The sequence below is a fragment of the Chitinophaga sp. YR627 genome (genome assembly GCF_900114995.1).
Lineage (GTDB): Bacteria > Bacteroidota > Bacteroidia > Chitinophagales > Chitinophagaceae > Chitinophaga.
On record NZ_FOUX01000001.1, the window covers coordinates 691,211 to 715,889 of the forward strand.

Annotated in this window: 19 protein-coding genes; 9 read left to right on the forward strand and 10 right to left on the reverse strand. The window is 45.9% G+C overall.

Annotated features, from left to right (window positions below):
- The first annotated feature begins 56 nt into the window (after positions 1-56).
- Positions 57-1,001 carry a lysophospholipid acyltransferase family protein gene (locus tag BMZ72_RS02410; protein ID WP_255373081.1) on the forward strand — a complete coding sequence of 315 codons (945 nt, stop codon included), beginning with the start codon at positions 57-59 and terminating at the stop codon, positions 999-1,001.
- Here BMZ72_RS02410 and BMZ72_RS02415 read toward each other — a convergent pair.
- From BMZ72_RS02415 to BMZ72_RS02435, 5 genes are all read right to left on the reverse strand, one after another.
- Positions 998-4,732: an AAA family ATPase gene (locus tag BMZ72_RS02415; RefSeq protein WP_089804896.1), complete on the reverse strand. Its 3,735-nt coding sequence runs from the start codon at positions 4,730-4,732 to the stop codon at positions 998-1,000. The genes BMZ72_RS02410 and BMZ72_RS02415 overlap by 4 nt on opposite strands.
- A gap of 6 nt (positions 4,733-4,738) precedes the next feature.
- Positions 4,739-5,983, reverse strand: a complete 1,245-nt coding sequence (locus BMZ72_RS02420) for an exonuclease SbcCD subunit D C-terminal domain-containing protein (RefSeq protein ID WP_089804898.1) — start codon at positions 5,981-5,983, stop codon at positions 4,739-4,741.
- Between the two features lie 260 nt (positions 5,984-6,243).
- The gene (locus BMZ72_RS02425) at positions 6,244-8,646 is read right to left on the reverse strand and encodes a TonB-dependent receptor (protein WP_089804900.1); all 2,403 of its coding nucleotides are present in this window, start codon (positions 8,644-8,646) and stop codon (positions 6,244-6,246) included.
- 51 nt (positions 8,647-8,697) lie between these two features.
- Complete coding sequence (locus BMZ72_RS02430; RefSeq protein WP_089807175.1) at positions 8,698-9,741, reverse strand: sensor histidine kinase; 1,044 nt, start codon at positions 9,739-9,741, stop codon at positions 8,698-8,700.
- The gene (locus BMZ72_RS02435; protein ID WP_012792484.1) at positions 9,738-10,412 is read right to left on the reverse strand and encodes a response regulator transcription factor; all 675 of its coding nucleotides are present in this window, start codon (positions 10,410-10,412) and stop codon (positions 9,738-9,740) included. The genes BMZ72_RS02430 and BMZ72_RS02435 overlap by 4 nt, the downstream gene beginning before the upstream one ends.
- A gap of 191 nt (positions 10,413-10,603) precedes the next feature.
- Here BMZ72_RS02435 and BMZ72_RS02440 point away from each other — a divergent pair, with 191 nt between their 5' ends.
- Together BMZ72_RS02440 and BMZ72_RS02445 are read left to right on the forward strand one after the other, a co-directional pair.
- Complete coding sequence (locus tag BMZ72_RS02440) at positions 10,604-12,691, forward strand: LTA synthase family protein (protein ID WP_089804903.1); 2,088 nt, start codon at positions 10,604-10,606, stop codon at positions 12,689-12,691.
- A 93-nt stretch (positions 12,692-12,784) separates the two neighbouring features.
- Complete coding sequence (locus BMZ72_RS02445) at positions 12,785-13,231, forward strand: pyridoxamine 5'-phosphate oxidase family protein (protein ID WP_089804905.1); 447 nt, start codon at positions 12,785-12,787, stop codon at positions 13,229-13,231.
- 232 nt (positions 13,232-13,463) lie between these two features.
- Here the strand turns inward: BMZ72_RS02445 and BMZ72_RS02450 are convergent, their stop codons facing one another.
- Genes BMZ72_RS02450 through BMZ72_RS02465 form a run of 4 tightly spaced genes read right to left on the reverse strand, consistent with a single transcriptional unit; the run spans position 13,464 to position 18,808 of the window.
- A complete protein-coding gene (locus BMZ72_RS02450; RefSeq protein WP_177222659.1) occupies positions 13,464-15,956 on the reverse strand; it encodes a cation-translocating P-type ATPase in 2,493 nt (830 codons plus the stop codon).
- 11 nt (positions 15,957-15,967) lie between these two features.
- On the reverse strand, positions 15,968-16,732 hold the full coding sequence (locus BMZ72_RS02455; RefSeq protein WP_089804908.1) for an LOG family protein: 765 nt from the start codon (positions 16,730-16,732) through the stop codon (positions 15,968-15,970).
- Between the two features lie 14 nt (positions 16,733-16,746).
- The gene (locus tag BMZ72_RS02460; protein ID WP_218155192.1) at positions 16,747-17,775 is read right to left on the reverse strand and encodes a zinc-dependent alcohol dehydrogenase family protein; all 1,029 of its coding nucleotides are present in this window, start codon (positions 17,773-17,775) and stop codon (positions 16,747-16,749) included.
- A complete protein-coding gene (locus tag BMZ72_RS02465) occupies positions 17,768-18,808 on the reverse strand; it encodes a zinc-dependent alcohol dehydrogenase family protein (RefSeq protein ID WP_089804910.1) in 1,041 nt (346 codons plus the stop codon). The genes BMZ72_RS02460 and BMZ72_RS02465 overlap by 8 nt, the downstream gene beginning before the upstream one ends.
- A gap of 142 nt (positions 18,809-18,950) precedes the next feature.
- Between BMZ72_RS02465 and BMZ72_RS02470 the strand changes: the two genes are divergently transcribed.
- Positions 18,951-19,409, forward strand: coding sequence for a pyridoxamine 5'-phosphate oxidase family protein (locus BMZ72_RS02470; protein WP_089804912.1), 459 nt, complete (start codon positions 18,951-18,953; stop codon positions 19,407-19,409).
- 95 nt (positions 19,410-19,504) lie between these two features.
- Here the strand turns inward: BMZ72_RS02470 and BMZ72_RS02475 are convergent, their stop codons facing one another.
- Positions 19,505-19,738, reverse strand: coding sequence for a YgaP family membrane protein (locus BMZ72_RS02475; RefSeq protein WP_089804914.1), 234 nt, complete (start codon positions 19,736-19,738; stop codon positions 19,505-19,507).
- A gap of 175 nt (positions 19,739-19,913) precedes the next feature.
- Between BMZ72_RS02475 and BMZ72_RS02480 the strand changes: the two genes are divergently transcribed.
- Genes BMZ72_RS02480 through BMZ72_RS02500 form a run of 5 tightly spaced genes read left to right on the forward strand, consistent with a single transcriptional unit; the run spans position 19,914 to position 24,675 of the window.
- Complete coding sequence (locus BMZ72_RS02480) at positions 19,914-20,417, forward strand: hypothetical protein (protein WP_089804916.1); 504 nt, start codon at positions 19,914-19,916, stop codon at positions 20,415-20,417.
- On the forward strand, positions 20,414-22,171 hold the full coding sequence (locus tag BMZ72_RS02485) for a hypothetical protein (protein WP_089804918.1): 1,758 nt from the start codon (positions 20,414-20,416) through the stop codon (positions 22,169-22,171). The genes BMZ72_RS02480 and BMZ72_RS02485 overlap by 4 nt, the downstream gene beginning before the upstream one ends.
- The gene (locus BMZ72_RS02490) at positions 22,146-22,973 is read left to right on the forward strand and encodes a hypothetical protein (protein ID WP_089804920.1); all 828 of its coding nucleotides are present in this window, start codon (positions 22,146-22,148) and stop codon (positions 22,971-22,973) included. The genes BMZ72_RS02485 and BMZ72_RS02490 overlap by 26 nt, the downstream gene beginning before the upstream one ends.
- Positions 22,974-22,985: 12 nt before the next feature.
- Complete coding sequence (locus tag BMZ72_RS02495) at positions 22,986-23,822, forward strand: universal stress protein (protein ID WP_089804922.1); 837 nt, start codon at positions 22,986-22,988, stop codon at positions 23,820-23,822.
- 16 nt (positions 23,823-23,838) lie between these two features.
- Positions 23,839-24,675: a universal stress protein gene (locus tag BMZ72_RS02500; protein ID WP_089804924.1), complete on the forward strand. Its 837-nt coding sequence runs from the start codon at positions 23,839-23,841 to the stop codon at positions 24,673-24,675.
- Positions 24,676-24,679 lie beyond the last annotated feature (4 nt).

The following is a 24,679-nucleotide window of genomic DNA, read 5'->3' on the forward strand; positions in this document are numbered from 1 at the left end:
TTAAAGCAGAGACAGGTCAGAAAAAAAATAAACCCTCAAGGCCAAAGTAGAAGCCTATGTACGACGCTGCTAATTCCATCAGAAGACCAGTAGGTTATGTCAAACAGGAGATAAAAGTTCCGGCAATGCTTAAACGCCGTAACCTGGTGTATGAGCCGCTGTTTGCGGTTATTTATCTCATAAGCCTTTTACCTGCATGGGTATTGAAAATCATTCAGAAATTATTATACTGGCTCCTCCACCGGGTGATCAGATACAGAACTGATGTTGTAGTGCAGAATCTTTCGCGTTCCTTTCCGGATAGAAGCTATCGCCAGATACAGATAATGGCGCGTTCCTTTTACCGCCATTTCAGTGTATTGATAATAGAGACTTTACAACTGTTAACCATGTCGGAGAAACAGCATCGTAAACGGGTACGCCTGCATAATCCGGAGGTATTAGAACATTGCCATAAGGAGGGCAGAAATATCATCATTGTGATGGGACATTACGGTAACTGGGAATGCCTGAATATTTTGCCAAAATACCTATCCTTTGACGTATATGCGGTCTATAAGCCAACGCCTTACCGGTTGCTGAATATGGTCTTGTACCGTATCCGGTCGCGCTTTGGTATTAAGTTGCTGTCAACCAATGAGACGGCCCGTTTCATGTTATCCAACCGCCAGCATCCGAATGCTTATGTATTTATTGCGGACCAGTCTCCCGTGGTCAGACCCCGTTACCAGACGCATTTCCTGCACCAGTCTACCGGCCTGTTTACCGGTGCCGAACAACTGGCGCGATCCCTGGATGCGGTCGTATTATATGCTTCTGTCAGGAAACGTAGCGGCGCGCCTGGCTGGGATATCGGTTTTTCCCTGATTACAGAGGAAACAGCGGATATAGAGTCAAATGAGATCACAAAGATTTTTGCCTGGTACCTGGAACATGATATCATGCATGCACCGGCGTACTGGTTATGGACGCATAAACAGTGGGAGCGGGAACATGGTTAAGAGCCGGTCACTTCCACCTTACTTTTTCCATTGGCCATCCTGATCACCTTTATCTGTGTAGGAATACGTTCTGTCATCTCCTGTACGTGAGAGATCACCCCAACCTTACGTCCCTGATTGTGTAAACGTTCCAGTGCATCCATAGCAATATTCAGCGTATCAGGGTCCAGTGCTCCAAAACCTTCATCAATAAACAGGGATTCTACTTTCATCTTACTGGAGGATAAGGATGCCAATCCTAATGCCAGTGCCAGTGATACCAGGAAAGATTCTCCTCCGGAAAGAGAAAAAACAGTCCTCAGTTCATCGCCCATATCTTTATCAAGGACCTGTAAAGCCAGGTTACCGGGTATTCTCAATAATTTATAACGGCTGGTCAGCATAGATAAATGCATATTTGCATGATCCAGAAGCATATCCAGTGTGTATTCCTGTGCGATCTGCCGGAATTTCTTGCCATCTGCGGAACCAATCAGTTCATTCAGTTTACTCCAGTTTTCATGTACCGTTGTTTTCGCGTCGATGGTGTATTGCAGATCGCCTATTCTAAGTTTATTTTCCTCATCGCGTTGCAATCTGTAGGCAAGATTATTCTTTTCCCTGCCCAGGTCTTCCAATACCTGTTTTGTTTCATTAGAGGAGGCCGTCAGCGCTTCCAGTGATTCTTCGCTTACCCGCTTTTCCTGGTGATTATTGAACTGTAATGTTCTTTCCGTCAGGGTCGCCTGGGTGGTATTGACAGTATCCCGCAGGGCAGTGATCGCTTTTCTTTCTGTCTCTATCCAGCCGGCCGTATAGGAGAGGAGCTGCGTCAGTTCTTCTTCTGTCAATGTATTGCCATACGTTGCTGCATAATTGTTTAACCAGTCACTGATCGCTGTCCGCTCTTTGTCGATATTACTGCGGATGCCGGTAATATCTGCTGTTGTCGTGTCTTTACTGGCGGTATAGGCCCGGAGATCTTCCTTTCCTGCATTAAATGCCTCTGTAGCCCTTTGTTGTGTGAGAACAGCCTGTTCAATGACCTGTTTTAACCTTTGTTCAAAACTGGCCACCGCTTCTCCATTCAATAATGCCTGCCGTTCCTGTTGCAGGGCATTAAACGCCTGTTGCTGGTGTTGCAGGGCATTGATCTTTTCACTTAATGCAGCGGCGATGGCGGGACCCTGTCTGCCCATTTCCTGTAAGGCTGACTGGTGCTCACGCAGCTGCTGATTACTGGCTACGATCGCTTCTGCCTGTTGCTTCCACAGCTGGGCGAAGGCCACTATTTTTGCATTGAATCCCTGCGGATCTTTTTTCCAGTTGTCTACCCAGTCCGGATTACTAAAATGCGGGGCCAGTTGTTCGGTCATGGTCCGCAGACTATCCTCAATATGCTCCAGTTGTTTGTCAATACGTTCCTGCGCTTCTTCTTTACTGGTCTTTTCACGTTGCCTGTCCTTCAGCTGCTCTTTATTCGCAGACAGCGCCTGTTGTTTCAGATCCAGCTGATTTTTCAGTCCCTCCGCCGCATTTCTTTTCGCTTCATAAGCATTTAGCTGTACGGTCATCTCCCGTTGGGTAGTCTGTAATTGCTGCACCTGTTCTTCCAGCCAATGTGCCCTGTTTTCGTCAGCAATTACTGCACTGGCAGCTGCCAGACTGAAACCAGCCCATTTCTCTTCCAGGATCCTTATCTGTGCAACTCTTTCCTGTAAAGACCTGGTGAATGTTTCACTGTCCAGCTGCAGTTTTTTACAGAATTGCTCCAGACTGATGATATCACCTGATAAGGCGTTATAGTGCCCTGAAGCCGCATTGAATTCAGCTTCCAGTGTTTGCAGCATGGCATGTGCCAGCGGATTATCTGTAACGAAAGGATGTTCTTTACTGCCGCATACCGGACAGGGTTCATCCTGTACCAGTTGTGCACGCAGGGATTCGACATTTTCTGCTACCTGCAGGCGTGCCTGATGCAGTAGCTTATCGGATTGTTCCTTTTTTGCCCGGGCGATGGTCAGTTCGGCTTGTTTTTCTGTGCGGGCAACCGTTTTTTCTTTTAGTTCCTGTTCGCAGTTTTCCAGCTGACGGGCGGTTCTTTCTTTTTCCTGCAGACTACCAAACAGTCTTTCCCAATGTATTTTCGCCGCTTCGCCTTCTCTTATCTGCAGAACAAGGTTCGTATCGTTTTCTTTCAGCGTTTCCAGTGGAATGGTCTGTAACTCCTTATTGGCAGTCTCCAGTGCTGTCTGTAAACGGGTGCTCTCTGCCTGTTCTTTATCCGCTTTTTCCTGTAAATCTTTTATCTGGTCCTGTGCTTTTTGTATAAAGCTGGCATTTTCCTGTTGTTCTTTCAGCGCTTCCTGCTGTACAGGCAATAGTTTGGCGGTATGCCCCAGTTGCGCGCTGATCTCTATAATATTCTCTGCAATATCTTTTCTGCCCAGGTTTTCCCGCTGCCAGTCTTCCAGTTTACCAATGGCCTGTGCCAGTGTCTGGATCTCTTTTTCCTTTTCTTCGAATGCTTTCAGATGGGCATCCTGTTGCTTTTGTGCATTGGCAGCTTCTGTACCCGCCTGTTGCAGTTGCCGGTCTTTTTCGCCTGTCAGCGTATCTAATTCCCTTGCCCGCACAATATCAGGCTGGTGCTTCGCAGCTTCCTGCTGTGCCTGCAGGACAGCTGTATTGGCTGTTTCCAGCGCAGCTGCCGTCTGTTGTTGTGCCTCAGTGGTACGTAAGATATGGGCGTTGATCTCCTGTAATGCCTTCTCTTTTTCCACCAATTGCAGCTCGTGCGATCTGCGGGCTTCCACCGGACCTCTCGCCGCCTGTACATGTTCTACCAGTGTAAAAGTGCGGATCCTTTCTCCTGCATTTTCCATGGCCAGTGCAGCCTGCTGATATTGATCAGCTGCCTGTTTCCTGCTTTTTTCCAGGGTATCCAGTAACTGATACCAGCTGATGGCAGCTCCCAGTTCCGCGATGGTGATCTGCTGACTGCTGATCTTTACACCCAGTTCCTCCTGTTGGGCATGCAGGATCATTCTTTCTTCTTCGGTCAGTCGCTCGATACCTGCCACCTGTTGTTTCAGGTTCCTGAGTTCCGTATCTGCCTCTTTGAATTTATTATAGATGCCAACGGATATTTCAGAATAGATGTTTGTCCCGGTCAGCTTTTCCAGCAGGGATGCCTTGGCATCCTTATCAGCTTTCAGAAAGGCGGTAAAGTCTCCCTGTGCCAGTAGTACCGAACGGGTAAACTGTTCGAAGTTCAGTCCGACCACCCGCTCTATTTCCCGCAGGGTTTCTGTTTTCTTTCCCGGGAAGGTACCGTTGGTGGTCAGATTGAGCAATTCCACCGTATCTGCCTGCAGGTTACCATTGATCTTGTTACGGGCGCGTTTAACGGACCATTTTGCCTTGTAATTGTTGCCGTCAACCCCTGCAAATTCAACCTCTGCAAATCCTTCTGCGGTACCTTTACGCAGAATACTTCTGACATCTCCCTGGCTCATTGTAGTACCTCCCTGATCCTGTATCTCTATACCCGTCTCTTTGGCTTGCAGATAGCGGGGAGTTTTTGCATACAAGCCCAGACAAAGGGCGTCCAGTAAGGTGGACTTACCTGCACCTATCGGACCGGTAATAGCAAAGATCCCTGCTTTGCTCAGTGGTTCTTTTGTGAAATCTATCTCGTTCGTATCTTCCAGTGATGCCAGGTTCCTGAAACGAATGGCTAATATCTTCATGCGTAATTACTCCTCTTTTGTGTTAATCTCCTGCAATACCTGCTGAAACAGGGCCACCAGCTCTTCCGGTGTTTCACGTTCATAGTCTTCGTGGTAGATCTTTTTAAAGATATCCAGCGGACTTAACTCCTGCAGCTGTGTAGCGCTGGCGATCCGTTCTTCTGCTCCTTCGCCTGCAGAGGATGGATAGCGGACGTCTATTTTGGCCAGTCGTACGTGTTTACCGGCAAGGGCCGTTTCTATCTTATGTCGCAGGGCAGGTTCGGGTCCTTCCAGCAGTACGCGTACTTCCAGGTAAGGAGCGGTATGTATGGTCTCCGTCGCTTCCGGCAGTTGCAGTAAGGCTTCCAGCACCGTATCGATCGGCTGCGGTTTGGCAGGTACCCGCAGTAGTTCGGTCGTCACCGGTATTTCCAGCATTTCCAGTCCGCTCATGACACCATTGCTGATATCAAAGCTCACCACCTGGTGTTTGTAGTTCATTTCGGAGAATGACATGGGCAGCGGACTACCACTGTAGCGGATATGGTCTTTGCCGCCTATTTTCTGGGCTTTATGAATATGTCCCAATGCTACGTACAGCAGATCTTCATGAAATGCTTTCGCAGGAACGAATTCAATACCTCCCATGATAACTCTCTCTGATTTATCGTGATCAGACAGTTCAGCATCCAGCGTATGCAGGTGTGCCATTGCGATGATGCCCTGTCCTCCTTGTTTTTTTGTCAGTGCATGTTCATAGGCCTCTTTATACAGTGCGCTTACGCCATCTGCATAGAGGGTTTGGCTTTCGGCTACCGCCGGATAATCACCCATGCGCAGAAATGGGATCGCCATACACCACAGCACTGTTTCACCGCTCCTGTCTCTCACAGGGATCAGCATTTTTTCATAATCAATACTGCCGTCAGCCTTGCGTTCTATCAGTCCGACAATATGGATATCGGACGATTCCAGTAAGGGTTTTGGTGCTTCCAGACGGGCGGCAGAGTCATGGTTACCGGCGGTCACGATGATCTGCAATCCGGGTTGTGCCTTTACGGCACTATTGAGAAATGCGTAAAACAATTTTATAGCAACAGCGGATGGATTGGCGATATCAAAGACATCTCCGCTGATGATCAGCAGCTCTATATCTTTTGCTTTAATGGTATCCACCAGCCAGTGTAAAAACTGCTGATGTTCATACGTCCTGTCATACTGATAAAAGGTTTGTCCGATATGCCAGTCCGCAGTATGCAATATTTTCATCCACTCTTTTTTACAAAGATAAATTACCTGAGTGGTTAAGCCAGAAAAGGGAAGGGGAATGTGTAAAAATCAGGTATTTTCCGCAAGTGGAAAGGGGCTTTATGCCCTGGGAGAGAGGGGAATAGGAATTAGGAATTACTCCGCGTTAATCTTCGCTGCATTCAATTCCTAGTTCCTAATAGTTAATTTCTAATTCTTCATTATCCTACGTTAATCTTACGTTCATGAACGTAGGATTAACGTAGGATAATGAAGATCAATTAAAACTTATAACTATATCCGGCCCTTATTACCTGCGTCTCATTGTAGTCAGTAGCCAGGTAATGGAATCCATTTCCCCTGATCTCCCTTTTATTACGCAGGGTATTGGCCACATCGGTCGCATTGACAAAGATCTCTCCTTTTCCCTGCTGAATAGTTTTTTTAACACCCAAATCTACAGAAAAACGGGAATAGATCTTTCCCTGCGGTACCAGGTCAGGCGCCTGGTAAATCGCGCTTAACTGTGCGTCTATCTGTCTGGCGAAATGGAACTGACCGTTCAGCTTGATATTACCGGAGAAGATATCTTCACGGGCAGCACTGAAAACGTTTTCAACCGGGTATTTGTTGACCACGGTGAAGGAGTCGATGATATTGTTATAGCCATTCAGGGCCAGGTTAAAGGTAGCCCATTTTGCCACCTGTTGGGAGAATACCAGTTCGATACCGGTCATGTAGCTTTTACCGGCATTCTGGAAGATGTTATAGATGATATTGCTGCCTGGTACGGTGCTGCCGATACGGGTAATGGTGGCATCCATACGTTTGTGGTAGACGGAGGACAACAGGTATCCTTTACCCCAGCTGGTTTTGTCGCCCAGTTCGAAGAGATTGGTATACTGCGGACGAAGTGCAGGATTACCTACTTTGATGATCTCCGCATCGTCGTATTTCGGGAAGATACGGATATCGCCTTCGTTAGGGCGGTCCACACGACGGTTGTAGAAGAAGGATACCTTGTTATTGTCCGTCAGTTTATAAGCCAGTCGTAGGTTTGGGAATGGCTGTGTATAGTTGTAGCCGTCGCTTTTGTACACCGGGTGATTCGGATTGACGTCATAGGCCAGGTGTACATATTCCAGTCGCAGACCGGCTTCCAGTTCGAAGTGTTTGTTTTCGTAGACATAATTACCATAAATGGCCGGGATATTCTCCTTATAGCGGGTGAATCCACCGGCACGTGCGTCCAGTACAGAGTGTACGCCTGGTTTGAAGTCCATATTCACAGGAATATAGCGGTACCTGAATTTCACGCCACCTTCAAAACGACCGTGCCGCAGTGGCTGTACATAGTCGATATTGATGTCGGTAACGTGCTCGTCAGACAGTACCTTGAAGGAATCTATGCCGGTATATTCGGGCATGATGTTCGTAAAAAAGTACTTTTCATCTTCGCGGTGGAAAGTACTGCTTAAGCTTACATTCAGGGTTCTGCCTGGTTCATGGAAATTGTGCTGCCAGATAGCAGAACCTACCACGGTAGTCTTCAGTTCGTCTTCCAGGAACTGCCAGAGGCGCTGTCTTTCGGTCAGATTACCGTTAAAGAAAGGTTCATCGCCATGGTCCAGTATTTTCTCCGTACCATACATGCCGGAAACCGTGATGGTATTGTTACCATTGATTGCCCAGTCCATACCGGCTTTTACATTGGAGAAATTGGTGTTCCGGTTACGTTTGGTCTGTTGTTTTACCACATTTCCGTTATCGTAATACCTGTCTACGAATTCGTTTTTATTCAGTGTTTTGGTGTACAGATCATCTGCCTGTAAGAACAGATTGACTTTGTTCTTCCGGTAGTTCAGTGACAGGGAGGGATTGATCTTGGGAGTACCCTGGTATTGCCGTCTTATGGTAGGGTAATTCTGTCTTTTTATCCATAAAGCACCCGCACCTGCACTCAGGCCGATTTTACCGTTAAAGCCTTCTTTTTTCTCTTTTTTGTAGATGATATTGATGATGCCGGCATTACCGTTGGCGTCGTATTTTGAAGAAGGATTGTTGATGATCTCTATCTTTTCGATGGCGGATGCAGGAATGTTGTCCAGACTGGTTTGTCCGCCGAAGCCTGTCAGCGCGGTCTGCTTTCCATCCATCAATATCATCACCTTATCACTGCCTCTTAATACGATTTTTCCATCCTGTGTGGTCACACCTGGCAGATTTTTCATGGCCTCCAATACGGAACCACCGGCCTGACTGATATTATCCGCTACGCTGAACGTTTTCTTATCAAGACGGACCTCTTCCTGTTTGCCGGTAATGGTTACCGTGTTCAGGGATTTGGGATCAGCGGTCAGTTCTATGCCGCCCAGTTCCAGTACCGGACTTAATTGTCCGATGGTCAGGCTTTGGGTAAGCGGCTGATATCCGATATAGGAGAATTCCAGCAGGTAGTTGCCACTGCTGAGGTCTGCGATTTTGAAGCGGCCATCATCACCGGAAATAGTACCGGTTACAAAACTACTGTCTTTTGCTTTTTTGAGGGTTACGCTTACAAATGGTAAGGGGCGCTTGCCGGAAGCTTCTTTCATCTGCCCGGAAAGCGTCACCTTGATAGCTTGCGCGTGTAGGTGCTGCGCAAGAAAAAGTAAGATGATACAGAATAATGAGACGCCTTTCATGCAGTTGATATTTTCTGCATAGTTAAGACGCGATTCGAAAGGAAATCTAAACTAAAACGTTACGGAGAAGATATGCCGCATGTCACTAAATGTATAATCCGTTCTCCAGTTGTAACGGCTGCAGATCTGCTTCACCAGAGACAATCCTAATCCGGTGCCAGGTGTTTCCGCAGAGGTGTTACCGAAGCGTTTGAACAATTGTTCCTGTTGCAGACTAAGTGTACCCGGATTCGCAATGAACAGTGCTTTATGGTTCAATGTGATCTGGATGGTGTTGTCATTGGGTGTATACCGGATGGCGTTAGTGATCAGATTATTTAATAATATTTCCACCAGTATTTTATTACCCTCAATGGTTACACCGGTAGCGATGTCTTTATCAAATACCAGGTTTTTATTCTCTGAAAAAATAGAGAACAGGATCAGTGAATTTTCCAGTAGTTCGGAAAGATCGATGGTTTCTTTATCCATGAACTGACTGTTCTCGATCTTGGTCAGCAGTAACAGGTTTTTGTTGATACGGGTGACGCGGGCCAGTGCCTTGTTGGCATCTTCAATGAGATCATACTGTTCGTCTGTCAGCAGTTTGGTTTGCAGTAAGAGGTCCAGTTTGGATTGAATAATTGCGAGCGGTGTCTGTAGTTCGTGAGATGCATTATCGGCAAATTCTTTCTGTTGATTGTACACGGCGATATTGCCTGCAATCAGCTTATTCAGACTACTATTCAGTTCTGAGAATTCTTCGATATCAGTTTCTTCGAAACTGACGGTCTGCTGCTGGTCCAGGTTGAAGCCCTTGATCTGTGCGAGACTATTATAAAAGGGTTGCCAGAGGCGTTTGGATATCCTGCGGTTCAGTAGTATAAATCCGATCATGAGGAGGAGGAAAAATAATACTGTCAGCAGTGTCACAAAGAGGATAATGAGATACCGGTCTTCCCGTCCGGCGGCGGCGGTGAGTTCGATCTTATGTTCATCGAGTTCGTGGTGCCAAAGCATATTGATCACATAGTAATACACCGGTATGCTGATGATCAGTACCAGTCCGGCGTATCCCATAAAACGTTTCATGGTGCGGTTCAGCAGCTTGCTCATATTTCCCATTTATAACCTGTGCCGTAGAGTGTTTTCAGGTAGTTGTCACAACCGGCTTCTGTCAGTTTCTTTTTCAGGTTTTTGATGTGCACGTAGATGAAGTCATAATTGTCAAACATATCGGCAACATCACCCGAAAGGTGCTCTGCGAGGGCGCTTTTGGAAATGACTTTATTTTTATTGCTGATGAAGTAGAGGAGGAGGTCAAATTCCTTTTTGGTGAGTACAACGTTGTTATCGTTAACGGAGACTGTTTTTGCCAGCAGATTGATCTTTAGTTCGTTTAGTTCGATGATGTTGACGTTCCCGAATTGTTTACGTCTGATCACAGAATAGATACGTGCTGCGAGTTCGGGGAGATGGAAGGGTTTGGTCAGATAATCATCCGCACCGATCTGCAGGCCTTTGATCTTATCGTCCAGTGAGTTTTTGGCAGAGATGATGATGACGCCATCCTGTTTATTCTGCTCTTTGATCTCTTCCAGTATTTTGAGTCCGTCACCACCGGGTAGCATCAGGTCCAGCAGGATACAATCATAGTCATATACGGTGATCTTGTCGATGGCCTGTCCGAAGTTGCCTGCATATTCGCAGAGATAATTTTCGTCCGCCAGATAAGCGCCGATGCTTTTTGAAAGAGCCGGTTCGTCTTCTATTATCAAAATTTTCATCCGTGAAAATATAGAGGAATTCTAAAAACATTCTGAAGTTAAGATTTATTGTGCGGTTTTTAGGACATATATTTTATTGGGCGTTAATGTATTGTGAAAATAGAGGCATATGGGCAGCGTACAGACGATCAGCACCAATTTCCGACAGAATTCGCTGGTAAGTTTGCAGGCAGATTAAAACAGCCTGGATAATGAAGAATGTGTTTCGCAACAGATTCTCACTGATTGTATTGATTGTACTGTTGGTACTTGTACTTTCCTCCCTGACACGTGTCGTTTTACTGCTGAGTACACCGGTTTCAGGCGTATCAGCCATACAATTTGTGAGTGCCTTGTTTATTGGCGGGATGTATGACCTGTCGGTCGCTTCCCTTGTTATCATTCCTTTTGTACTACACCTCTGGTTACAGAATGATTTTATTTATCAGCAGAAAGTATTGCCCTTTATAGCAGGAGGATTTCTCGTGTTGATGGGGATATTGCTTTTTACGCATCTCGTACCGAAAGACTATAACAGCGACCTGTATCATATCCTGTTGTATTACCTGACTGCACGGTTTGTCATTTACCTGTTCCTGTTTTTTATGCCGTATCGTTTTCGCCTGCAATGGCGGACGGGTGTCCTGTATATCGTGACAGCATTGACGGTGTTTGTGTTGCTGGTGAATGCTGTTAGTGAGTGGTTCTTCTGGCGGGAGTTTTCTACGCGGTATAACTTTATAGCGGTAGATTACCTGGTGTATACAACGGAAGTGCTGGGGAATATCTCTGAGTCGTATCCGCTGGTGCCGATTGTGAGTACACTCGTTTTGATAGCTATTCTGATTGTTGTTATTGTGCGGCGTCCGATAAGAGAAAGCATCAGTGTTGCGCGGATGTCTTTTGTAAGACGGACGATTGTTGCGGTGAGTTTGTTCCTGTTTGCTTTTGCAACCTATACTCTTGTTAACGGGAGATACCGGCATTTCAGCAGGAATGAATATGCCAATTCGCTTGCAGGCAATGGTCTCTATGAGTTTGCAGTCGCCTTTACGCAAAATGAGCTGGACTTCTATAAATTCTATCAGACGATCCCTGATACCACTGCGTTTAGTATGGTAAGACAACAGCTGGCTTCTCCCAATAGTCATTTTGTCGGTAAAGATCCTTATAGTATCGAAAGAGATATTAACTATCCGGGGCCTGAACGTAAGCTGAATGTAGTGATGATCAGCGTGGAGAGTCTGAGTGCTGATTTTATGCAAACATTCGGTAGTACAGAGAACATCACACCCTACCTGGATTCGCTTTCGAAAAAAAGTTTGTTGTTTACGCAGCTGTATTCCTCCGGTACAAGGACGGTCCGCGGACTGGAAGCCTTATCATTATCCATTCCTCCATCGCCTGGACAGAGTATTGTGAAACGTCCGGATAATGCACATCTCTTCTCTATGGGCAGTGTATTACGTGCACATGGATATACTACACAGTATCTGTATGGCGGCTATAGTTACTTTGATAATATGAAGGAGTTTTTTGGGAACAATGGTTATACTGTCATCGACCGCGCTGCCATACCAGCTGATAAAATCCATTATGAGAACATCTGGGGTGTTGCAGATGAAGACCTGTTCACTTTAGCACTGAATGTACTGGATAAGGATAACAGTGCCGGAAGGCCTTTCTTCACACATATTATGACGGTAAGTAATCATCGTCCGTTTACATACCCTGACGGAAGGATAGACATTCCTGCCGCTATGCAGGTAAGACAGGGGGCGGTGAAGTATACTGACTACTCCATCAATAAATTTCTCCGGGAGGCCAGTCATAAACCCTGGTTTGACAGCACCTTGTTTGTGATCGTAGCAGATCATTGTGCCGGTAGTGCGGGAAGTGTGGAATTACCGGTAACGGGTTATCATATTCCTATGCTTATCTATGCGCCAAAAATACTCCAGCCGCAGGAGGTGAATACCCTGACGGCCCAGATAGATGTGGCACCCACTATTCTCGGTTTACTCCACCTGGATTATCGTTCTAAATTCTTTGGTCAGGATGTACTGAATACGCCATCAGACAAACAACGCGCGTTTATCAGTACTTATCAGGGACTAGGTTACCTGCGGGCTGGGAAACTGGTGGTACAGTCGCCGGTAAAGAACGTACATGAGTATATCCCCGACTTTCATAATGGCAATGCGGCGCCTGTACAGGTAGAATCTGACCTGTCCCGGGAGGCTATTGCATACTATCAGAGTATCAGCTGGCTCCTGAAGAACAGAAAACAGTCGTTTTGATATATGACCAATGCCGGGTTATCTGCTGATTGTCGTCATTGTCATGGCGACTGAATAGTCGTCTATTTGTGTCATAACATAAAACAGGGACGTATGTTAGGCACACTCAGTCAACAGGAAATAGAAGAATTATTGTTGCGTAATATAACCGGTAGAATTGGTTGCCGTGATGGTGATCAGATATATATCGTGCCGGTGAGTTACGCGTATAATGACAAATATATCATTGCCCATTCCAGCGAGGGATTGAAGATAGATATGATGCGGAAGAATCCTTATGTGGGTTTTGAAGTAGATGAGATCAGTGATCAGCGGAATTGGAAGAGTGTGATCTGTCAGGGGAGGTTTGAAGAAATATTGGATGAGAAAGAGAAATATTATGCTATGAAGTTTCTGGTAAGCCGGCTGATGCACACGCAATTGAGTGAGACGGCACGGTTACCGGATGCGGTAGATGAAGGGCAGGTTGTTCCGCTGATAAGACCTATCGTATATCGTATCCGTATGGAGACGATGACAGGAAGATATGAATTTGCGTAATAGTTGTATATGTATCCGAAAGTTGCAACGAAGTCTGCTTTATAGCAGACTTTTTTGGTTTGTAGTGAAAGGACGATACCCGGTGAATCCAGGCAGAAACATTATGGAGGGTTTTATTGAAAATACAAACTAGTTGATGTTTTCCGGGTATTTAACAGACACTCTCTTCTTCGCGGGAAGCCATCGTGTATTACCAGATTATCAGCTGGCTCCTGAAACATAAGCGGCAGCTTTATTGACGCTGTCTGCGGACGTAAATTTTATATAACTCAGGCCAGCCCGTACAGATTAATGCCGTCAGGAGACAGATACCCATATCTGACAGTGAAAGCAGTTTTAATCCGAAGAGGTCTCTGACAGCAGGGATAAGTTGCAAAACTACGACAAAAACGACTGAGAGGCCTGGGATATAGGGCGTCAGGACATTATGATAGCGCATCGTTACGTTGATGTTAGCTGTAAAGGACCTGTTAGTAAACGTGAGTAATACATTGCAAAGTATCAGACAGATAAATACGATGCTTCGTGTATAGGCAATATCATGCTGTTGCATGTAAAGGGCATATAGCGTAAGAATGCCGCTGGTGATAACAAGACCCTGTATAACGCTCATTGTCATTTCACCTCCGGTAAACAGGCTTGATGTCGCTTTTCGCGGCGGCAGGCGCATAAGATTGCTTTCCACAGGTTCTTTTTCAAAGAACAGTGAGCAGGTGGGGCCCATTATGAGTTCAAGGAATATTACATGGACGGGGGAAAATATATTGACATATTTCCAGTTCAGCAGTAACGGCGCGGCCGCAACAAGTATAATAGGAATGTGAATGGAAATGATGTAGCGTATTGCCTTTTTGAGATTACTATATATTTTACGACCCTGTTCTATTGCTATCGGAATACTGCTAAGGTTGTCATCAGTAATGACCAGATCGGCTGCCTGCCTGGCGATTTCTGTTCCCTTTTGCCCCATGGCAATACCAATGTTGGCGGCCTTAATGGCGGGACCATCATTCACGCCGTCTCCGGTCATGGCAACGATCCCGCCATCGGCCTTAAGTGCCTCTATAACTCTCTGTTTGGCATCAGGGAACATTCGGACAAACAGTGATTCCTGTTGTACGATGAGGCGAAGTTCCGGTTCCTGCATATTCATAACGTCATCTCCTGTAACGGGTCGGTTAAATGCGATCCCTGCACAACCAGCGATATACGCAGCGGTAGCCGCATGGTCTCCGGTTAGTAACATTGGCCTGATGCCAGCCTGTTTAATTGTTGCAATAACGTCAGGCATTCCTTTGCGTGGAGGATCGTACAATGCCAGCAGTCCTGAAAATTGCCATGCTGCATCATCCTGTCTGGCTGGCATAAGAGTTCCAGGTATTACTGCCGTTGCTATGCCCAGCACACGATAGCCTTTATTCCCCATTTCTCCGGCAATCTGCAAAACGTTATTGCTTATTATAGGGCTCAGCTGGCAGACCTGCAATATTCTTTCTATTGCGCCTTTACCCGCAGCCAGTGTAACACCATTCCAGTTATAGACGTGCGTCATCATAGGCGGTTTGCCTTCCAGGGGATATTCATGGATCATTGGTGGCAGCGTTATCCCACGGGCATTATTTTCATGAAAGGCTTCAAGGATCGCCTTCTCCATCTGGTCGAATGGTTTCTTTTCACAGGCCAATGCGCTCAGAAAAAGGACGTGGTTATCCGGAGGCAGCAGGTTGTTCTGAAGGTCGTATTGGATATCTGCACGGTAGTCGTAAAGGGCGACTGCTTTCATACGGTTTTCTGTAAGTGTCCCTGTTTTATCCAGACATAATACATTAGCGGCTCCAAGGTTCTCAATGATCTGGGCCTGGCGGGGAATGATGCCCATGCGGCTCATATAATAAGCACCCAGCGCCATAAATGAGGAAAAGGAAACGGGTATTTCTTCCGGAATTGCAGCCATAGCGAGTGTAAGACCAAGTAAAAAACTATTGCTCCAGTTACCGCTGCGTGCAAAGTTGACAACGAATACAACAATACAACCCAATATGCCGAAGGTTGCCAGCTGACGTACAAACACGCTTGTTTGTCGTTGCAGTAATGTGGGTTCTGAAGTCACCCCGGAGATGCTTTTACCCAGTTTGCCAAGCAGGGTACTATCTCCTGTTTCACTGATCTTTGCGATACAGGATCCGGAATTAACGGTAGTACCATGGAAAAGTGTTGCAGCAGTGACAGCATTTTTTTCCACAGGATATGCCTCTCCGGTGAGTATAGATTCATTGACAGTAAAGTCATTTGAACTGATAACCAGGGCATCTGCGGGAATGAGTTCGCCTTCCTGTAAGAGAATGATGTCGTCGGGCACGAGATCGGAAGAGGGAACTTGTGTCTCTTTGCCATCCCGGATAACGGTGCTTAAGCTGGCTGTATATTGCCTGAGTGCTTCCAGCGCATTTTCGCTTTTAACTTCCTGGTAAAAAGAAATGGCAGATACCAGCAAGATGGCTACGATCATCATGAATCCTTCAGCAATGCTGCCGAGCAGGAAATATAAACCTGTTGCAAACAACAGCAGCACGAACATCGGCTCTGCAATTATATGGCCAAATGTTTTCAGCAGGCGGTACTTCCGCCTGTCTGTAAGCACGTTCCTGCCATGATGAGCATGCAGGGCCGGAATATCTGCACTTCGCAGACCGGATGGTGATTTGTATGTGGAATTTGTGATCATGTTGCCCATATTTATTCAGCAAGCAGACGGAATTTTTTGTACAGCAACTGTCTCCTGGAATGATATTTTTCTCTGGCAAACCGGTTAATATGTGCCAGTGCCTCTTCTTCTGAGTCCGTAAAAAGTACATATTTCAGGTCTTTTTTGTCTATCATTCCGGCTTCAAGCATATTATCAAAGAGTGGCATCAGGGGCTCCCAGTATTGTCTGCCCATTAATATTACCGGGAAGTCCAGTATTTTTCGCGTCTGGATCAGCGTTAGTGCTTCGAAGAATTCGTCCATTGTACCTATACCACCAGGCATAATGACAAAAGCATACGAATATTTAAACATGAGTACTTTTCGTACAAAGAAATATTCGCAGGTGAAATATTTGTCCATGAACAGGTTGGGTTGCTGTTCTTTTGGTAGTTTTATATTGCATCCTACTGAAAAACCGCCGCTTGATTTAGCGCCTTTGTTGGCCGCTTCCATGATACCCGGACCGCCGCCTGTCATTACGGTAAAGCCAAGTTTTGCAATACCAGCGCCCATGCTGGTGGCTCTTTTATAGAAAGGGGAGTCTGACGTTGTTCTGGCGGAGCCGAAAACGGAGACACATGGCCCAACGAAGTGCAGTATTCTAAAGCCCCGTATAAATTCAAAGAAGATCTTTATGACAAATAGTAATTCCCTCAACCTGGAGCGGGGGCCCTCGAGGAAATACTTTTCTTCGTGCTCCTGAAAGCCTTTACCAGTACTTTTCAGTTTTTCGTTTAACGTAGTGGCGTCCATTGTTAGTCCTGATTTCAGTGATTGCCTATTAAGCCCGGTACCAGTACCGCCGCCCCTTTAATTGCACCGCTTCTTAGCATTGCGATGGCTTCATTAGCCGCAGATAACGTAAATAGCCGTGTGCTTGTCTTTACATTCAACCTGGCAATAGTATCAAAGAAGAGAATGCCGTCTTCCCTTGTGAGATTTGCCACAGATCTGACAAGCCGTTCTTCCCAAAGCAGGCGGTAGGGAAAGCCTGGGATATCGCTCATATGTATTCCTCCGCAGATGATCTGTCCGCCCTTATCAACATGCGATAATGCAAGTGGAATGAGGCTGCCTTCCGGGGCAAATATGATAGCTCCATCCATCTTTACCGGAGGCGCCTGATCTATACTTCCCGCCCAGGTAGCGCCCAGGTTTAGTGCAAATGACTGCGTAGACAGGTCATCTTTTTTGGTAAAGGCATAAATTGATTTTCCCTGTTGGGAGGCGAACTGTGTCAGGATGTGTGCTGCTGCCCCGAAGCCATATAAACCAACATTCGTGGCGTTGTCAGGTAACATCCGCCAGGAGCGGTACCCGATAAGTCCGGCGCACAACAGCGGCGCAGCAACAGCTGTATTGTATGGTGCCGGAAGTACAAAACAGTATTTCGCCCAGGCAGTTGTATACTCAGCGTATCCACCGTCAACCGTGTAGCCGGTAAATAATGGATTCTCGCATAAATTTTCCCGCTGATGCTGACAATACCTGCATTTACCGCAGGTATATGCGAGCCAGGGAACGCCTACTATCGTACCTATGAGGGGTGTTTGTACATTGCTCCCCCTTGCGGCAACAATGCCGATTATTTCATGTCCGGGTATTAGGGGGAAACGTGCATTCTTTAGTTCACCATCCAATATATGCAGATCGGTCCTGCAGATACCGCAGGCCATTACCCTGATCAGTACCTGATCAGGGTTAGGTACGGGCGTCTCCACTGTTCTATGTTGTAGTGGCGTCCCTGGCATCTCCAGTACCATTGCCTGCATGGTTGAAGGTATAATGCTAGTCATTGGAAAGAATTACTTTTAGTGATTTTTCCTTATCTGCATGGGCAAATGTCTCATATGCCTGCATGATCTCATTGAGTTTGAACCGGTGTGTAATCAGACGTCCGGGATCGAGTTTTTTTGAGACAACGGTATTCAGCAATAAGGGTGTTGTCACAGTATCTACCAGCCGGGTGGTAATGGTGATATTCTTTGCCCATAGGTCCTGTAAATGAAGTGTGGCAGGTTTACCGTGAACACCAATATTTGCGATGCAACCTCCCGGGGCTATTATAGTTTCGCATAGTTCGAAGGTAGCCGGTATACCTACGGCTTCTATTGCTGTATCGACCCCGCGATTGCCGGTCATAGCCATCAATCTTGCCGTTACGGATTCTTTCCCGCTGTTAATTGTATGAGTGGCTCCAAATTGCCGGGCTACCTGCAATCTGTTTTCATCCAGATCGATCATAATGATTTTTGCAGGGGAATAAAAAGCGGCTGTCAGAAGGGCTGCAAGCCCAATGGGTCCTGCGCCAACGATAGCCACTGTACTGCCGGGGGAAACTTTCCCATTCAGCACCCCGCATTCGTAGCCCGTGGGCAGGATATCACTTAACATAACAAGCGCTTCTTCGTCTGTACCCTCCGGAATATGGTAAAGGCTGGTATCCGCAAAAGGAATCCTGACATATTCGGCCTGTGTGCCATCTATCAGGTGTCCAAGGACCCATCCTCCGTTTTCACAATGTGAGTACATGCCCTTACGACAATAGTCGCATTTGCCACAGGAGGTAATACAGGAAATGAGTACATGATCGCCCTTTTTAAAATTGGATACATTACTGCCGGTCTCCTCGATCATACCCACGCCTTCATGGCCAAGGGTGCGGCCATCTGTTACCTCCGGTACATCACCTTTCAATATATGAAGGTCAGTTCCGCAGATCGTCGTTTTGAGGATCCTGACAATCGCGTCAGTTGGCGTCTGTATAACAGGTTTAGGTTTTTCTTCGAATGCTTTCTGGCCGGGGCCATGATATACCAGTGCTTTCATCTTTTTTTTGTGAATTTACCACGCGCGCAATCATTCGGGAATGACGAAACACCAGTCGGTCGGTGATTGTTGTCATTGATACGATACCGGAATAGTTGTCAATTTGTTTCAGCACTTATTGTTCATCTCTAAATCGTATTGTATGTTGGGTATACTTAGCCACAAGGAAATGCAGGACCTGTTACTCAATAATGTAACCGGAAGGATCGGGTGCAGGGATGGTGACCGCGTTTACATAGTCCCTGTCAGTTACGCGTACAATGATAAATATATCATCGCTCATTCTTCAGAAGGACTTAAGATAAGAATGATGAGAAAAAAACCGGAGGTCTGTTTTGAAGTCGACGAGATACAGGACCTGGGCAACTGGAAAAGCGTTATCTGTTTTGGCAGATATGAAGAGATTCATAACGAAAAAGAGAAGTATTACGCGACGAAATTTCTTGTCAGCCGCCTGGTTCATCTCAGGGTCAGTGAGACTGCACACTTGTCTCATGTGAGCGAGGAAGGGGAGGAGGAATCTTTACTGCCGCCACACATACGCCCGGTTGTATACCGGATACGACTGCAGCACATGACGGGCAGGTACGAGAAAATGTGAAATGATTGTAAATAATAAAGATTAAAGGTCTGCTGAAAAGCAGACCTTGTACATTTTTGGCGTCAACGACTACATACAGTAGAGTATTTTTCAGGTCAATCGCGGGGATGGGCGCCCGCGCTTGTTTTATGCTGTTTCTCAGTGGATATCCCCAGAGCGGTATATAGTGGGCAAATACCTATCAGACTGGTGATTGCCAGCACAGCAGCAATGATCAGCAGAATAATACCCCCGGTGCCTGTTACGAGTTTATTGTAATAAATAAAGAAAGCGGTTAATGCCAGTGTCGCCCGCAGAATTCGGTCAAACATACCTTCATTCTTTTTCATAATGCATGTTTTGAATACATCCCGAAAATAGCACAGATTTTATTCGGGACTGGTGACAGGCATCATCGCAAGTGATGATTTATATCCTGAAAACCGGTCATGAGTGTTATTGTAGTGTAAACTAATCATAAATAGCTTTGAAACAGATTGTTTAACTCCCTTTAATTTTCCGGTTATGAGAGGTAATATCTTTTCAACAGCTTACATGTTATCCAATGTTATTGCGGTGATGATAGTGTATCTCTGTATACTGAAGCCGGCATTTGGCAGGATGTGTATCTCAATTCTTTTTATTGGCGCATCAATCGTGAATACGGTCATCGCCATTTCACATCCAAGGCTTTATCTGACTTATGCAGATGTGGCAGCAGTGCCGTTGTATGTACAGTTTATAAATGGTTTCTTCAGCCGTCATATTACCACAATAGTATTATCTATAGCAACCGCGCAGTTTATCATCGGCGGTCTGCTTATCTGGAAGGGAACACTGGAAAAATTTGCACTTGGCGGCGCTACGATGTTCCTGGTGGCTATAGCTCCACTGGGAGCGGGATCTTCTTTTCCAAGTTCGTTACTGTTGGCCCTGGCTTGTCTGCTACTGATGAGGGAAAAGGAGATTAAGCCCTGGCCTGAGACGCTGTTTCATATCAAATCAGATAGTAAAAAAATCATATCATGAGCACAATTGCAAATCATACCGTATTACCCCGTTGTCAGGCAGCGCTCAGCGACATCTATTATACTATGGCCGGTTGCTACCGGTACCTGGGAAGAGGATCAATGACCAGGTTATATGAGCAGATGGCTATTCAGGCGGGCATGCTGAAAACGATCATGCCCTCTCCGGATATTATCAATGAGCAAAGTATCCCAGCGCTGCTGGAGAAGGATCTTTCTGAATTTTCGGCGACAGGAACGCTGAGGAAATACAGCCGCCTTTTGCAGCGTGTGCCGGCAGCATTACTGGATACGCTGGAGGTAAAAGGGATTGCTGCGACATTGGTCCGTAAGCTTTATGAAGAATTGAATATAACATCTGAAGAGGAGTTGAAAACGGCTATTCTTTCCGGCGCGCTGAAAAGGGTTCGGGGATTCAGCAATGCGAAGATCGATCTGCTTAAAAGAAATCTGAAATTATATAAATCACTGGGTTCCAGATTATTACTCTGGGACGCTATTCTGCAGGGAAATGAAATTCTGAGGGTGATAAAAGGTATTCCGGAGGTGGATGATGTTTCTCTTACCGGTAGTTTACGGCGGGGAGCTGAGACTGTAGGAGATATTGATATGGTGGTAAGTGTGCGGATAGAAAGTCGTGCAGATTTCATAAGACATCTGCTCCAGCTGCCGCAAATCCAGTACATCGTTTCTACTGGCTGGAGACGGGTATCTGTAGTGTTATATAATGATACACAACTGGACATCCGCCTTACAGATGAAAAGTCTTATGGTGCATCCCTGATATATTATACCGGTTCTCTGCGACATGTGGCCATATTAACTGAACGTGCGGAGAAAAGAGGTTATCTGTTTACGCCAATGGGTTTGTTCAATGGAATTACCGGGGTCTGGGTTGCCGGTGATACAGAAGGAGGCATTTTCAAAGAACTTGAACTTGCCTACGTACCACCGGAATTACGGGAAGGTGGGCGGGAAATATACCGCGCAGGCAGGAATATGCTGCCGCAGCTGGTCACTTTCAGTGATATAAGGGGAGATATGCGTATCCGTACAGATTACGAAAAAGGGGGAGAATCGCTGAACACGATCGCACGCTATGCGATTAATGCGTTTCCTCATTATGAATACCTGGTTGTGGCAGATCAGTTACCGTTTGAAATGTATCATCAGCAGTTTGCAGAGATCGATCGTGTAAACAGTGAACTGGGGTATCCTTTTCTGAAAAAAGGAATAGTGGTGGAGATGACTGCAGAAGCGATAGCCGTTCCGGAGAAGTTATTACGTGAAGCGGAATGGGTAACGGCGATCATTAATGAGCATGAGCCATTCAGGTACAGACAGCTGTTCATCAGTGCCTGCGATCATCCCCTGATCAATTGTATTGCGAATCCGACCGGTAGAATTATCGGCGCCAGGGAAAGCAGTACCCAAAACTGGGACCAGTTATTCAAACGTGCAGTGAAAACAGGCACTGCCCTGGAGGTAAATGCACAACCACAGCATCTGGACCTGTCGGATAGGTTGATTAAAGGTGCGGCAGTAAGCGGTGTTAAGATCGTTATTAATAGTTGTGCACAGCTTTGCAGTCAATATGATTATATGCAGATGGGTGTCATTATGGCCCGCCGCGGATGGTGTGGTAAAGCAGATATTCTTAATACAGGAAACTGGGAGAATGTACAGCGGTTCAAACAACAGCATTTAATGACCTATAAAAACGACAGTCATGAAAAAGATTCTATTGATCTTTAACGGCAGCGCTTCAGTCAATCTGCTGAATTTTGGATGCTATATGGCGGGTCTGACCCAAGCGCGTTTGATAGGTGTCTTTCAGGAGGTGATTGAATATGAGAGACACCCGACTGAATTAGTGGAAAAAGAGCACTCCGCGCGCACATGGATAGATGCAGACGAAAGTCATATTCGGGACGAACGAATAATAAGTGATATCCATCGTTTTCAGGAAGTCTGCGACAGAAAGGGAATACATGCTACTGTTCATAATGCCACCCGGTTTACCACACCCGAGCTGGTCTCAGAAAGCCGTTTCGCCGATCTCATTATAGTGGATGCTACTCCCGCTGAAGGATTGCCGGCAGAAGCTGTACATGAAAGAATCGTAAAGGAACTGGTGGCTGCCGTGGAATGTCCGGTCATTATTGCGCCCGCTTCCTTTGAGGAAATTGAAGAGATCGTCTTTTGGTATAACGGAAGTACTTCTGCTGCCTTTGCGATGAAACAGTTTGCCTATTTGTTTGAGGTTCCTGAATACGTGAAATCAACGATTGCAGTGGCACAGAGCGAAGAACAAACAGAGATCTATGATAAACATCATATCATGGACTGGCTGAGCCGTTATTACGATTACGGAGACGTGGTAATGCTGAAAGACCATCAGGAGAAAGGGCTATTCGATTATCTTTTAAGAAAGAAGAAAGTAATGGTCGTCACCGGGGCTCATGGCAGGGCAACACTTCTTCGTTTCTTTCAGCACAGCTTGTCCGATTTGCAATTAAAAACGCTTCCTTTTCCGCTATTTATTACTAATCACTGAAAACCTATAACCATGAAAAAGATACTGTATGTAACTGATGTTTTGAAGTTAGATGTGGCTACGCTTGATTTTGCCTGTTATCTGTGTAGTTTGTCCCATTCTAAGCTGATAGGTATATTCCTTGAAAACCTGAGTAATGAGTTCAGACCGGCCAGCCTGCTACAGAAAACAGCGATGGAAAGTGGTATCAACGTTCAGACCAGCAATCCCGTGGAGCTGAAGGAGCGTTGTACAGCCGAAAATATTCAGATTTTTAAAGACGGATGTGAGCGGAGAGGAGTAACAGGCATTATACACAGGGATCAGGGAGTGCCTGTTGATGATGTGATTATGGAAAGCAGGTATGCCGATCTGTTACTGATAGATGCCGCCACTTCTTTCTCGGCACAGCACGAAGCTGTTCCGACACGTTTTGTAATGGACGTACTTGCTGATGCGGAATGTCCTGTGGTAGTGCTGCCTGAAAGTTTTGAGGGTCTGAATAAAGTTGTATTTACTTATGATGGACGCAGTTCTTCTGTATTTGCTATTAAACAGTTTACCTATCTTTTTCCGGAGCTGAAGGATCATCCGGTTGTTGTGATTACGGTTATGGAGGGAAAAAAACCGCTGCCTGAAGAAAGGTACAAGTTAAAAGAATGGCTGCATGATCATTATACAGATGTTGACTTTATTGTCATGGATGGTAATGTTAAAACCAGTTTGCTGGATAGTCTGCTCTTGAGGACGAAGGATTTCATTGTCATGGGAGCGTATGGCAGAAATGCATTCTCGAATATGTTTACGCCGAGTCATGCCACCCCGGTACTCAAACTGGTAGCCCAGCCTGTTTTTATTGCTCATCAGTGATTTAATAATTAAGAATATGAAAAAGATCGTTGCCGCCTTTGACGGACTCAAATTTTCAGAAAGTACCCTGCAGTATGCAACTACATTATGCAGACAGCATGATGCACACCTCGTCGGGGTATTTCTGAACGATATGACTTATTTCAGCAGAAGTCCCTACGCAGTTATGACGGATGCTGTAAATTCCGGCTGGACACTGGAAGCACTAGAGGAGGATGATCATGCAACCAGGGAGAAGGCCGTCCAGCGCTTTATTAGTGCCTGTAGCGAAGAAGCCATTAACTATTCCGTTCACAAAGATAAAAACATTGCGCTGCGGGAGCTCTTACATGAAAGCATTTATGCTGACCTGGTTGTTATAGGAGAGGGGGAAACGTTCAACCGGTATTTTGATTCGCCGCCTGCCAGGTTTATCCGGGAATTTCTGGCTGATGTACAATGCCCGGTATTGCTTGTTCCTAAAACTTATGTTCCTATAAAGCAATCAGTATTGTTATATGATGGTAAGCCTTCGTCTGTGTATGCGGTCAAAATGTTTAGTTATCTGCTGCCTGTTTTGAGTGCCTTACCTGCTGAAGTATTTACTGTCAAGACTACTGACGAGGACCTTCATTTGCCGGACAATGCGCTGATGAAGGAATTTATGAAACGCCATCACAAAAATGCAGTATATACCGTCGTGAGAGGGCTCGCGGAAGAGGAAATACCTTTGCATTTACGGAAGCAGGGGCCAGGTGTGGTAGTCGTAGCCGGTGCTTACAGGAGAAGCGCCTTTTCGAGGCTTTTCAGGGAAAGTATGGCGGATGCCTTGCTGCAGGAGTTGCAATGGCCGGTATTTATTGCTCATCAATAATTAT

Excerpts from the sequence above, each read along its gene's own strand:
- BMZ72_RS02410 (WP_255373081.1), top strand. The coding sequence starts at position 57 with ATGTACGACGCTGCTAATTCCATCAGAAGACCAGTAGGTTATGTCAAA.
- BMZ72_RS02415 (WP_089804896.1), bottom strand. The coding sequence starts at position 4,732 with ATGAAGATATTAGCCATTCGTTTCAGGAACCTGGCATCACTGGAAGAT.
- BMZ72_RS02420 (WP_089804898.1), bottom strand. The coding sequence starts at position 5,983 with ATGAAAATATTGCATACTGCGGACTGGCATATCGGACAAACCTTTTAT.
- BMZ72_RS02425 (WP_089804900.1), bottom strand. The coding sequence starts at position 8,646 with ATGAAAGGCGTCTCATTATTCTGTATCATCTTACTTTTTCTTGCGCAG.
- BMZ72_RS02430 (WP_089807175.1), bottom strand. The coding sequence starts at position 9,741 with ATGAGCAAGCTGCTGAACCGCACCATGAAACGTTTTATGGGATACGCC.
- BMZ72_RS02435 (WP_012792484.1), bottom strand. The coding sequence starts at position 10,412 with ATGAAAATTTTGATAATAGAAGACGAACCGGCTCTTTCAAAAAGCATC.
- BMZ72_RS02440 (WP_089804903.1), top strand. The coding sequence starts at position 10,604 with ATGAAGAATGTGTTTCGCAACAGATTCTCACTGATTGTATTGATTGTA.
- BMZ72_RS02445 (WP_089804905.1), top strand. The coding sequence starts at position 12,785 with ATGTTAGGCACACTCAGTCAACAGGAAATAGAAGAATTATTGTTGCGT.
- BMZ72_RS02450 (WP_177222659.1), bottom strand. The coding sequence starts at position 15,956 with ATGATCACAAATTCCACATACAAATCACCATCCGGTCTGCGAAGTGCA.
- BMZ72_RS02455 (WP_089804908.1), bottom strand. The coding sequence starts at position 16,732 with ATGGACGCCACTACGTTAAACGAAAAACTGAAAAGTACTGGTAAAGGC.
- BMZ72_RS02460 (WP_218155192.1), bottom strand. The coding sequence starts at position 17,775 with ATGACTAGCATTATACCTTCAACCATGCAGGCAATGGTACTGGAGATG.
- BMZ72_RS02465 (WP_089804910.1), bottom strand. The coding sequence starts at position 18,808 with ATGAAAGCACTGGTATATCATGGCCCCGGCCAGAAAGCATTCGAAGAA.
- BMZ72_RS02470 (WP_089804912.1), top strand. The coding sequence starts at position 18,951 with ATGTTGGGTATACTTAGCCACAAGGAAATGCAGGACCTGTTACTCAAT.
- BMZ72_RS02475 (WP_089804914.1), bottom strand. The coding sequence starts at position 19,738 with ATGAAAAAGAATGAAGGTATGTTTGACCGAATTCTGCGGGCGACACTG.
- BMZ72_RS02480 (WP_089804916.1), top strand. The coding sequence starts at position 19,914 with ATGAGAGGTAATATCTTTTCAACAGCTTACATGTTATCCAATGTTATT.
- BMZ72_RS02485 (WP_089804918.1), top strand. The coding sequence starts at position 20,414 with ATGAGCACAATTGCAAATCATACCGTATTACCCCGTTGTCAGGCAGCG.
- BMZ72_RS02490 (WP_089804920.1), top strand. The coding sequence starts at position 22,146 with ATGAAAAAGATTCTATTGATCTTTAACGGCAGCGCTTCAGTCAATCTG.
- BMZ72_RS02495 (WP_089804922.1), top strand. The coding sequence starts at position 22,986 with ATGAAAAAGATACTGTATGTAACTGATGTTTTGAAGTTAGATGTGGCT.
- BMZ72_RS02500 (WP_089804924.1), top strand. The coding sequence starts at position 23,839 with ATGAAAAAGATCGTTGCCGCCTTTGACGGACTCAAATTTTCAGAAAGT.